Origin of the sequence: Candidatus Contendobacter odensis Run_B_J11 (genome assembly GCF_000531125.1) — a bacterium.
GTDB lineage: Bacteria > Pseudomonadota > Gammaproteobacteria > Competibacterales > Competibacteraceae > Contendibacter > Contendibacter odensensis.
On record NZ_CBTK010000057.1, the window covers coordinates 20,357 to 32,320 of the forward strand.

The 11,964-nt window shown below is 56.7% G+C and carries 5 protein-coding genes and 2 pseudogenes; 6 read left to right on the plus strand and 1 reads right to left on the minus strand.

Annotated elements, in window-relative coordinates:
• Nucleotides 1–19: 19 nt before the first annotated feature.
• From BN874_RS04825 to BN874_RS04835, 4 genes and pseudogenes are all read left to right on the plus strand, one after another.
• The gene (locus tag BN874_RS04825; RefSeq protein WP_034431239.1) at nucleotides 20–2,560 is read left to right on the plus strand and encodes an autotransporter domain-containing protein; all 2,541 of its coding nucleotides are present in this window, start codon (nucleotides 20–22) and stop codon (nucleotides 2,558–2,560) included.
• Between the two features lie 74 nt (nucleotides 2,561–2,634).
• Nucleotides 2,635–5,337: a methyltransferase domain-containing protein gene (locus tag BN874_RS04830; RefSeq protein ID WP_051497423.1), complete on the plus strand. Its 2,703-nt coding sequence runs from the start codon at nucleotides 2,635–2,637 to the stop codon at nucleotides 5,335–5,337.
• Between the two features lie 97 nt (nucleotides 5,338–5,434).
• Nucleotides 5,435–5,740: pseudogene (locus tag BN874_RS26340) on the plus strand (methyltransferase domain-containing protein); the annotation flags it as partial.
• Nucleotides 5,741–6,034: 294 nt separating this feature from the next.
• On the plus strand, nucleotides 6,035–8,941 hold the full coding sequence (locus BN874_RS04835; RefSeq protein WP_230314332.1) for a glycosyltransferase: 2,907 nt from the start codon (nucleotides 6,035–6,037) through the stop codon (nucleotides 8,939–8,941).
• Here the strand turns inward: BN874_RS04835 and tnpA are convergent.
• Nucleotides 8,921–9,412: pseudogene (gene tnpA, locus BN874_RS22180) on the minus strand (IS200/IS605 family transposase). The gene BN874_RS04835 and the pseudogene tnpA sit on opposite strands and share 21 nt — an antisense overlap.
• 407 nt (nucleotides 9,413–9,819) lie before the next feature.
• Here tnpA and BN874_RS04845 point away from each other — a divergent pair.
• Together BN874_RS04845 and BN874_RS04850 are read left to right on the plus strand one after the other, a co-directional pair.
• The gene (locus tag BN874_RS04845; protein ID WP_034431241.1) at nucleotides 9,820–10,227 is read left to right on the plus strand and encodes an ANTAR domain-containing protein; all 408 of its coding nucleotides are present in this window, start codon (nucleotides 9,820–9,822) and stop codon (nucleotides 10,225–10,227) included.
• A gap of 52 nt (nucleotides 10,228–10,279) precedes the next feature.
• The coding region (locus tag BN874_RS04850) for a methyl-accepting chemotaxis protein (protein ID WP_034431243.1) at nucleotides 10,280–11,964 on the plus strand (1,685 nt) is incomplete at its 3' end.

Consider the following 11,964-nt stretch of genomic DNA (forward strand, 5'->3'; position numbering starts at 1 on the left):
CATAACAAGGAACAATGTAATGTCTCACCATCAACACCAACCTGCTCTGGACAAACAGGCTCGATTGCTCCTGTTGGGAGGATTGTTTGCGGCAGGATTAGCAGTGCCGGCGCCAGCACCAGCAGAGACCCTGACTGTGACCCGGGGTGGATCCGGCAGCGGGGTCGTGACCAGCAGCCCACCAGGCATCGATTGCGGTTTTGACTGTACGGAATTTTACAACCTTAACACCGCAGTCAATCTGACGGCTATTGCGGCTCCGGGGTCGGAATTTTCCGGCTGGAGTGGGTCATGCAGTGGAACGGTTAACTCCTGCACCGTGTTGATGAACGCCGACAAAAATGTGATTGCTACATTTATCGAGGTTCCAGCACCTGCGGACCCGCTATCGGTAGCCATCACCCGTTCCTGCACGGGTCGGCAAGGCGAACCGATTCCCCTGACCGGTCAAGCGCAAGGCGGCATCCCGCCTTATGCCTTCACTTGGTCAGCACCGGCGGGTACGGTGACGAATCCAACCACCGCCGCTGATAAAACTCTGGCCGATGTGACCTTCAACCAGACCGGTTCATTCACAGTCGCACTGAGTGCCGCCGATTCGTCATCACCTCAACAATCGGCGAACAACACCATCGATTGCGCGATCAACGTGGCTTCTTTGCAAGTGGCCAACTTTGCTAAAGTTCCTAACGGCAAGGATACATATAATCCGGGAGATTCGATCATTTTCACGGTCAGCGCGGCAGGCGGCGTCGCGCCGTATATCTACAACTGGGAATTCTCCCGGGATGGCCTGTCGTGGACCTCGTTTGGACAAACGACTTCGCCCACCTCGCCTGCTTACACCTTTGGCGAAGGGGGGGCTTACTATTTCCGGGCCACTATTAGCGATAGCACCAAGCCGATTCCGCAAACGCAATCGTCCTCTTCCCTAACATTCGAGGTAAAAACCCAACCGCAAGACGGCACCTTGGAGAGAGTGCAAGCGCCGGACAGCGCCGGCCCGAATCAAACCGTGACGCTGTCGGTGAAATTCAGCGAAGGGCCGCAACCCCAACCCAACACCCCTGTGAACTGGGCGGTGACCACGACGGATGGACAGCCACTCCCGAGTACGGTGACGGGCCGACTGCGCGCCAATCAGACGATCACTGGAGCCGACGGCATCGCCAGCAACCAGTTTGAGAGCGGCGGCCAGCAGTTCAACTACCGCATCACCGCCACGGTTAACACCCAGAGCGGACCGAAGATCGCATCATTCACCCTCGCGGTTGGTCTGGCGCCTATCGTACAGGACCCCACCACGCCGGAAGGCGCCATGGCCCTCTACATGGATCGCGCCTGCGCAAACCTCTACCAGAACGGCGCGCCCAACGTAGCGGCCCAACAACTGCTGTTCCGTTGCAGCCAGTTGATGCAGATTACCAACCCGAACGATGCCAAGTTCGTCATGAACCAGCTTACCCCGCGCAACAACACCGAAGCCGCCAATCTCGGCCAAAACTTCGGCACCCGGCAACTGGGTAATGTTCTGTCGCGACTGGCCGAGTTGCGGCACGGCAGGACCGGTGTCAGCCTGTCCGGACTCAGCATCAACCAGAACGGCCAAGCCCTGCCCGCTGGCACTTTGTCCAAGACCTTCACCCGCCAAAAAGGCGGCGGCGCCGGCGATGAACCCGGCGTGGACCTGGGCGGTCGGTTGGGCGTCTTCGTCAATGGCTCCATGAGCCGGGGCGATAAGAGCCGCACCACCCAGGAATCCAACTTTGACTACGATGCTTATGACATTACCGGCGGCGTGGACTACCGCTTCACTGACCGCTTTATCGCCGGTTTCGCATTGGGCTACTCCTCCACGAGTTCCGATCTAGGCGGCAGCGGCGGCAACCTGGACGGCAGCGGCTATACCCTGGCTGGTTACGCCAACTACTTCTTCAGCGACAACGTGTTCCTGGATGGCGTGTTGCTGTATGGCCGGGGCAGCTTCGACATGCAGCGCAACATCGACTACTTCATCCCTGGCGTGACCCGCGAACGGTTTATTGCCAGCGCTAGTCCGGACGCCCAGCAATGGGGTGCCAGCCTCGGCGGCGGTTACGACTTGAAGTTCGACCAAGGTATCCAGGCGACCCTCTCCGGGCACCTGAACTACCTCAAAGCCACCCTCGACGGCTACGATGAAAGCGGCGCGGATGTCTTCAGTTTGCGTGTTCAGGACAACACCCTCAAGTCGTTGACCTTTAGTCTGGGCGGTGAGATTTCCCGCACCCTCAGCATGTCCTGGGGCGTCCTGACTCCCAGGCTGCGCGCCGACTGGTTGCATGAGTTTGAAGGCAACTCGGTGCCCATCAGCGGCTGGCTGCTGGCCGACCCGATTGGCGGGAGCAACGCCTTCACCTACCAGTCCGACAAACAGGACCCCAACTACTTCCTGGTGGGGGCCGGCGCCAGTGCGGTATTCAGCAACGGCGTACAGAGCTTCCTGTTCTATCAAGCCACCCTCGGCAAGCAGGACTATACGGATCATAGCGTCACCGTTGGAATCCGCTTCGAGTTCTGATCCATACCGCTCCCAGGTTGCCCACCCCCAACGGGTGGGCCTGTGCGGATATTCCCCTCATTGGAGCGACACCAATGGAGCGTCATCCTACGCCACATCTCTATCTTCGCTCTCTCGATCCAGACAGCCAGGACTCCCTGACCCGCATCGCCCATTGGGTACGTCCGGCCAGTGTCGTGTTGGATATAGGTTGTGGTCCGGGCATTCTGGGGCGTTATCTTGTCGAAAGACTTGGCTGCCAGGTTGATGGCGTAGAATACAATCCGGCGGCGGTGCGCTTGGCTGCTCCCTGGTATCGCCATCTAGCCATTGCCGACCTGGAGCAAGCATATTTACCCGAGCTGTTTCCAGGCGCGCACTATGATTACATCATCTGCGCTGACATCCTGGAACACTTGCGGAATCCAGAGCGCATTCTCGTACAGGCGGCAACATTGCTTGCTACGCATGGCCGATTGCTGCTTTCTATTCCCAATATCGCCTATGCGGGTTTGATTGCAGAATTGTTGACGGGCGAATTCTGTTATCGCCCCGAGGGACTGCTCGACGAAACTCACCTGCGATTTTTTACTCGCCAATCCCTGGAGCGCTGGTTGATCGCACATGACTTCGCGATCTGCCGCCAGGATAGCGTGACGTTGGACTTGGCGTCCTCAGAGTTTCACGACCGGCTGGATCGTCTCCCGCCCCTCCTCCAAGAGACTCTGTTGGCACAGCCTGACGCGCTAACCTATCAATTGCTGGTCGAAGCCCGAGTCGCGTCTGACGCCAGCGAGATGACATCACGGGCATCGGCCTTACTCGTCGACATCATTATTCCCGTCTATTGCGGGCGGGCTGAAACCCAAGCCTGTTTATCCAGTGTCCTGCGCAGTCAGCTGAGTGTCCCCCATGAAATTATCGTGATTGATGACGCCAGTCCCGAACCGGCACTGACCGACTATCTTCGCGAACTGGCGACGGCTGGACACATTACCTTACTGTGTAATGAACAGAATCTAGGCTTTGTGCAAACCGTTAATCGCGGTATGGCTCTGCACGAAGAACGCGATATCGTGCTACTGAACAGTGATACCGAGGTTGCAGGAGACTGGCTGGATCGGTTGAGGACATGTGCCTACAGCAACCCGGATATCGGAACCGTCACACCCTTTTCCAATAACGCTACCATTTGCAGCTATCCGCAAACTTGTGCGGATAACGCCCTGCCGCCCGGTTATACGGTGGAAGCGCTGGATGCGTTGTTTCGGCGCGTCAATCCTGGGCAGTCCGTATCTATTCCCACTGCGGTGGGATTTTGCATGTACATTCGCCGCGATTGCCTGCACGCGGTGGGTCTGTTCGATGCAACCCGCTTCGGCAAAGGCTACGGCGAGGAAAATGATTTTTGTATGCGCGCCATAGTCGCTGGCTGGAGCCATCGGCTCTGCGGCGATGTTTTTGTCTATCACCAAGGCGGCGTCAGTTTTGGAGATGGCCGTGATCTTCTCCAGCAGCAGGCGATAGCCACGCTGCGGCGGATACATCCCGGTTATGAAGCCGCCGTCCAGTCGTATATCGTCGCCGATCCGGCCAAACCCCTGCGCCAGGCGGTAGATGCCGCCCGGCTGCTCAATAGTAACCTGCCTATTGTGTTGTTCATCAACCATAACCTTGGCGGTGGCACCCTCAAGCACGTTCGGGAATTGGCAGGGTTGCTGAGCGGGCGGATGCAAACTCTGTTGCTCTACCCAATTGCCGATCACATTCATGCCCTACGCTGGCTCCGGGATGGAGAAATTCTGGATCTGCATTTTGCATTGCCGGCCGATTATGACTTGCTGTGCGATGTGTTGCGCACTCTGCATGTGAGCAGAATCCACTTTCATCATTTGCTGGGAGTAGATAATTGCGTCTGGCAATTGCCACAGAATTTGGGAATACCGTATGACTATACTGTGCATGACTATTATCCGATATGCCCACGTATCAATTTGTTTAATGCGCCGGGCCGTTATTGCGGCGAGCCGGATGAAGCAGAGTGCAACCGCTGTTTACAAACGACCGAACCGGTGATCAAGGACACGACCATTCAGGATTGGCGGACCCGCCACCTTCAATTGCTGAACGCCGCTGACCGGGTATTGACGCCAACGCGGGATGTCAAGCAGCGGATGTTACGTTATACACCGGCAGCTCATCTTGTCTTTGCCCCACATCCTGAAACCAGGTCAATTGATCAACAACCCTCATCGGTGCCATTGGCCGCGACTGAACCGTTGCGAATTGTGGTTCTGGGTGCGCTCAGTCAAGCCAAGGGCGCAGATGTGCTGGAAGCTTGCGCGATCGACGCTAGGCGGCGCGCTTTGCCCCTGACATTTCACCTGTTGGGCTATGGGTACCGCGATTTGGCGGTTGAACCGAACAGCCTGCTACGAATCTACGGCTCCTATGCTGATGAAGAGTTATCAGAGCGGTTGGCGGCGCTCAATCCCCATCTTATCTGGTTCCCGGCGCAGTGGCCGGAGACCTATTGCTATGCCCTGAGCGCTTGTCTGCAAACGGGTTTTCCCATTGTCGCCACCGATTTGGGCGCTTTCCCCGAACGGTTGGCTGGCCGCTTCTGGAGCTGGATACAACCTTGGCAAACCGGTACGGCAGTGTGGAATGATTTCTTCATGGCACTACGAAAGCAGTATTTCGCTAGCGGTATTTCGCCTCCCGTGCCGTCTGGCGCAACGCCAACCGCAGAATTCGACAAATGCATTCATACCCCTCGATCTTCGACTTCCCAGTAGTGCTTTAGACAGTTGTAGGACTACCATCTTTTTATCAATTACTCTCAAATATCGTACTTGGAAATTTTACATCATGCATACAAGTTCTATGGAAAATATGCAGAAATGCTACTTAAAATATATCAATGCCTCCGACATTGAAAAACAGAAACAGGTCGTGGTTCTTGATGTAGGTGGCATAGATATAAATGGAAGCTATAAAAGCATTTTTGGAAAGAAAAATTTTATTTATTTGAGTACAGACATCCAAGAAGGCCATGGCGTATCCATCGTCATTAAAGATCCTAACAAAATACCGTTGGATGATGCGTCAATTGATATCGTTATATCGGGTCAAACATTTGAACATTGTGAATTTTTTTGGATGATATTTACAGAGATGGTTAGAGTACTTAAACCCGATGGATTTATATTCCTAATTGCTCCTTCGGCAGGACCTATCCATCGATATCCTGTGGACTGCTATCGTTTTTATCCTGACGCTTATCATGCGCTGGCAAAATATACAAATTGCAAGTTAATTGATACTTGGCTGGATGATCGAGAGCCTTGGCGGGACTTGGTAGGGGTATTTCAACGCCATGGTATAGACGTGCTAAAGGCTGCTGATGAATCTCCGTCTGATTATAAACCTTCACTCCCTTACCCTAGTCATCCCCCGTTAAAAGAGAGGGAGTCTTACGCAACAATCAGTTGCTTGGTTCCGCCTCTCCTGAGTGGGGAGGGATTGGGAGGAGCCGGTGAACGCTTACGATTCGACTATCTCCGTGATTATCTGCGATTACTGGCGGACGCACCTAACGAACCGGCGCATATTCCCGATGATCTGGCTGCATTGTTTCGCACTTGCGTTGCTGCTACTCCGCCAGCCGAGCAGGACTACAGCAATTACAACGCTTGGCTACAGCGCCACCGCTGGGATGATCTCGCCTGCCGCCATCTGTTGGAACTGACCCAGCACCAAGCGACATTGCCGTTGATCCATTGGTTGATTGTTTTGCCTGCATCGCAGAGCGCACTGCTGGGATCGACCCTAATCTCGCTGGCCCAGCAAACCCTGGCAGCATGGCGCTTAACGGTGATCGCTGATTTCGCCTGCCCATCGCCAGAATTTGCGCAGATGGACGAGTTAAGCTGGATTCGCCTCAATTCTTGGGAGGAACTGAGCAATGCCCTGGCGGATCAAGCGCGGCAATCACCAGCGGAATGGTTCTGGTGCGGCTATCCCGGCATTCAGTTGGAACCCGTCTTCATCAATCTGGCGGTGGAATTGATCAGTCGTCATCCCGAATGGCGGTTCGTTTACACCGATGAGGATGTGGTAGGACAACGGCTGGACCAGGAATATTGGAGTCGACCGCAATTCAAACCGGACGCCAATCTGGATTTATTGCGTTCGAGCGGCTACATCGGCCACGCCAGTCTGGTGCATCGAGAATTGTGGGAAAGTCTGCCCAGTGTGGAGTTACGCCCCGGACTGTTACTGAATTATGCCGCCGCATTGCGCTGTTTCGAGCAGTTCGGCGAAGCGGCGGTCGGGCACATTGATGAAATGGTGTTTCATCAGCCCGAAACAGCACCGGTAGACTGGCCGGCTTTTGCCCGGGACGCCCTGCCCCTGCTCAGCGGGCACCTGCAACGCCAGAACCTCGCTGCGACGGTCAATGCCGGTTCCCTGCCCGGAACCTTCCGAGTGAATTACCGACTGACGCAAACCCCGCTGGTTTCGATCATCATTCCCACTCGCAATCGCCTCGACCTGATTCAGTCCTGTCTGGATAGTCTGCTGGCGAGGACGCGCTATCCGCATTTTGAAGTGCTGATTGTGGATAATCGTAGCGATGAACCGGCTGTATTGGATTACCTGCAACAGCAAACGCGACAGGATGCCCGGGTTCGAGTGATCCCCTATCCCGACGAATACAACTATTCAGCGATTAACAACCATGCTGCCCAGTTGGCCCAGGGCGAGTTTTTGCTGCTGCTGAACAATGATACGGTCATTTTGCGTGATGACTGGCTGGCAACTCTGGTGGCTATCGGTCTGCGGCCCGACGTGGGCGCGGTCGGAGGTCGGCTGATTTATCCCGATCACTCTGTTCAACACGCGGGCATCATTGTCGGGTTGGGCGGCGTAGCGGACCATATTGGCGTCGGGCTGCCTTTGGGGAAATCGGGTTACATGGGCCGCGCTCAGTTAAATCAGAATTTCTCGGCGGCTACCGCCGCCTGCCTGCTGGTGCGGCGGCAGGTGTTCTTCGAGGTTGGTGGTCTCGATGAGCGTGACTTTGCGGTGCTGTTCAACGATGTTGATTTTTGTCTGAAGCTGGGTACGCGGGGTTACCGGATTGTCTGGTCGCCATCGGTCACGTTGATCCATCATGGTTCCAGCACCTTGCAATCCGAGGTTGATATCCAGCGTTTGGCGCACACCCGGCGCGAGCAGTTTGCCCTGATTGAGAAATGGCGGGCGCGTCTGATCCACGATCCGGCGTACAACCGGCATTTGAGCCTGCGCCACCGCAACTGGCGGCTGGATGAGGCGATGGATGCCCTTTGGCATCCCGAATTTGACCCCTTGTCGCGAGTGGTCGCGCTGCCCTGCGACGACGCCGGGGTCGGGCATTATCGGGTCAGTGGCCCAATCGGCGAGTTGACCCGCCATGCACGCATCCGCAGCCTGCTGCTGCCCGATGGGCAAAGCCCACGCCGCTTCATGCCTGAACCCATCGAACTGAGCCGCATCAAGGCTCAGGTGCTGCTGCTACAAAATGCCTTCACCGATTGGCAACTGCCGGCATTGAAGGTCTACGCCCAACTCAACCCAGACCTTTTCAAGGTATTCGGCCTGGATGACCTGGTCTTCGCCTTGCCGGCGAACCACCCGGCGCGGCAATATCTGGGCAAGGACATCAAAACGCGGTTGCGGCAAGGATTGGCCGGGTGTGATCGCGCCGTAGTCACCAGCGAACCCATTGCTGAAGCCTTGCGCGGCCTGATTGCCGATATCCGGGTGATGCCGAATTATCTGGAGCGCTCACGCTGGGCCGGTCTGCACGTCCCTCGTCAAGAGCATCGCAAACCCCGGGTCGGCTGGGCGGGCGGCATTCACCACGCCGGCGATTTGGCGTTGCTGCAACCGGTGATCGAGGCGACTGCTGCCGAAGTGGACTGGGTATTCATGGGATTATGTCTCGATGCCGCCCGACCCTGGGTGGCCGAAGTGCATCCCGGCACACCGTTTGATGCCTATCCCGCAGCGCTGGCCGCACTGGATCTCGATCTGGCGGTCGCCCCACTGGAACATCATCGCTTTAACCGGGCCAAGAGCAATCTGCGCTTGCTGGAGTATGGCGTCTTGGGCTGGCCGGTGGTCTGCACGGACATTTTGCCCTACCAAAATGCACCGGTGACTCGCACACCCAATAACCCTGACGCCTGGATTAAGGCGATCCGCGAGCATATCCATAATCCTGAGGCCAGCATCGCCATGGGGGCCGAGTTGCAAACTTGGGTGTTGACGCACTGGATGCTGGATCAGCATCTCGATGACTGGTTGAATGCCTTGTTGCCGGAAGCGACGTTAATGCGCAATCCGACCTGAAAGGGGTTCGTCCGGCCAAAAGTTGAGTTGATCCAACCGGCGATCCTCTTCTTCTTGGCGGCGAATGGAGTCACGAATCACTGCTTCGTCCCGACCCACCGTCGAAACAAAGTAGCCCCGTGCCCAAAAGGGTTGCCCGGTAACATTGCGCCGACGCTCCCCGTACACCCGTGCCAAGTGGATCGCACTTTTGCCCTTGATAAACCCAATCACTTGCGATACCGCACACTTCGGCGGGATCGCAATCAACATAGGCCCATGATCCAGCAGCAAATGACCTTCATCAATCGCGCTCTCCTTCTACCGAGCTAACCGGTGAAACCCTTCTCCTAAGGGTCGTCTTAGTTGCTCATAGATCGTCCGACGACGACACTTTGGAATAAATACAACAGGGTATTTGCACTCCCAAGTTGAGTGGCTTAGGCCAGCCCTTTCAAGGTGCTCAGTTGATGGTTGACGTAACCGTCTGATTCTCTGTTACCCGACTCGGCCTAACATCGGGTTTGGCTAAGAAGAGAGTTCGAGGTTAAATTCAACTTATTGATTTTCAATGTTGTATTTTTACACCTTGAAAGGGCTGGTGGCTTAGGCTTTCTGGTCCGTCCCTCAGGATTCTCCTCATCGTGTGCTTTGGCGGCTCACGGCGTGGAGTCTCCTGAGGGACTCCCGGAACTGTCAAACTTTTACTGTCTCCCCGGCAGAGCCGGGGGTTTACCCAATGTAATTACGATACCGGGAACTCCCAAAGAGCCAAAAATCAACGCCTGCTTTTTAATCAGGGAATTCCACCCGCTCAAATCAGGGTATCCCTGATAGCTCTGGCGAGTTTGCGGCGTAATCATGTTACCTATCGCAAATTTGCATAGGGAACCCCCTCAATGAAGCAACCCGCCAGCGCCCGCCGCAACCTCCGGTTGCTCACGGTGGCGCTGCATGAAGGAAACCCGGCGCTGAATTTGGCCGGACTGGCTGCCCTGCCGGGGTTCGATCTGATTGGCAATGCGTCCGACTGCGACGACGGCTTACGGCAGGCGATCATGCACTGCCCGGACGTGATCATCCTGTCCTGGAGCGCGGCGACCCCGGAACTGCTCCGCGCCATCGTTAATCTGCGCGAAAAAAGCGATTCGCCACTGGTAGCGGTGGTGGCTGACCCTGCCGAACTGCCTGCCGATTTCACCCCACCGCACGATGGCGTGGTGATCGTGGCAACAGACCAGAACCACGACGGGTTAGCCGAAAACCTGGGTCTGCTGCGGTCCTCGCGGGAATGCGAGAAAACTTAGCTATTTCAAGTTGTTGCTTTTCAACCCCTAATGAGCATTGTTGGAGGACATCATGGCATTGGTGAAAAAAGTGCAAAACCGGCCCGTCGCTGTCGCCGATGATAACGGCGCAGCCGAATCTGTCGGCCAGAAACAACAGATTCAGCGCCAGGCCGAGGCCGAACGCCGCCGCGCCCGCACCATGGCGAAGCAACAGCAGGCGGCCGAGCGCATCGCCTCTGCCACCACCCAGCTTTCCAGCGGCATCAACGAAGCCGCCTCTGCGGTTGAAGAACTGAAACGGGCGATGGATCAAATTGCCGCTGGCGCGGAAGAAGCGGCCGGGGCGGCGCAGGAATCGCAGCGCGGCTCGACCCTGGCTGCGGAAGCCATCGGCAACAGCATGAAAGCGTCCGGGGCTTCGCTGCAAAAATCGGAAACTCTGCAAGCGCTGACCACCACCGTCAGCAGCGAAATCGTCAACACCGTCGCCGCCGTCGGCGCTGCCGCCGAACAACAGGCCGGCTCGGTCAAGATGGTGGAGGAACTGGAAAAGCAGGCCGCCAATATCGGCGAGATCGTCAAAGCCGTCGCCCGCATCGCCGATCAGACCAATCTGCTGGCGTTAAACGCCGCCATCGAAGCCGCTCGCGCCGGTCAGCACGGTAAGGGCTTTGCGGTAGTCGCCGATGAAGTGCGCACCCTGGCCGAAACCTCGGAAAAGAGCGCCAAGGAAATTCAGGATCTGGTCAAGCAGATTCAGGAAGAGGTCAAGACCATCTCGGCGGGAATCAATCAATCCGCGACCGCGATCAAGACCGAAGCCGAAAAAGGCAAAACCATCATCCAGAACCTCGACCAGATGCGGCGCGACTTGGCCCTCATCATCAGGGGCGCGCAGGAGATTAACACCGCGTGTCAGGAATCGGATCGCGCCGCCAAGGATGCGCTGAAAGGCGCGGAAGTGATTGCCGCCGCTGCTGAAGAGCAATCATCAGCCTGTGAAGAAGCGGTTAAAACCGTCGGCCAGCAGACCCAGGCGCTGGCCCAGTCCGAGCAAGCGGCTCAGGATTTGTCCGGCCTGGCCGAAGACCTCAAGAACAGCACCAACATCACCAAGAGCGCCGAAGAAGTAGCGTCGGCGGCTGAAGAACTGTCGGCTGCGGTGCAGGAAATCAATCGCGCCGCATCGCAAATCTCCGCCGCGATTGATCAAATCCGCAAGGGTGCGGCCCAGCAAAGCGCGGGGGCGCAGGAATCCGCCGCCGCGATTGCCCAGATCGAGAAAAGCTCGCAGATTTCCGACCAGCAGGCCAAGCAGGCGGTGGAAAAATGCCAGACCATGACCGAGCTGCTGGCCAAGAACAAGACTGCGGTAGACGAACTGGTTGAAGGCGTATTCAAGGGGCTGGAAGACACCCGCAAGAGCCGCGACCAGATCAACGCGCTGGAACTGGTCAGTCGCCGGATTGACAAGATCGTGGACGCCATTACCACGGTTTCGATTCAAACCAACATGCTGGCGGTGAACGGCGCGATTGAAGCGGCCCGCGCCGGCGAATTTGGCAAGGGTTTCGTGGTGGTGTCCACCGACATTCGCAATCTGGCCCATGATTCTTCCGAGAATGCCGAGCGGATCAAGGATATGGTCAAGGCGGTGCAGGATCAGATCGGCGCAGTGCGGCGCGACCTGGAGACTATCGCCGCCAATGCCGCAACCGAGGTGGAAAAGACCAAGGCCATCACCGGCAATCTGGT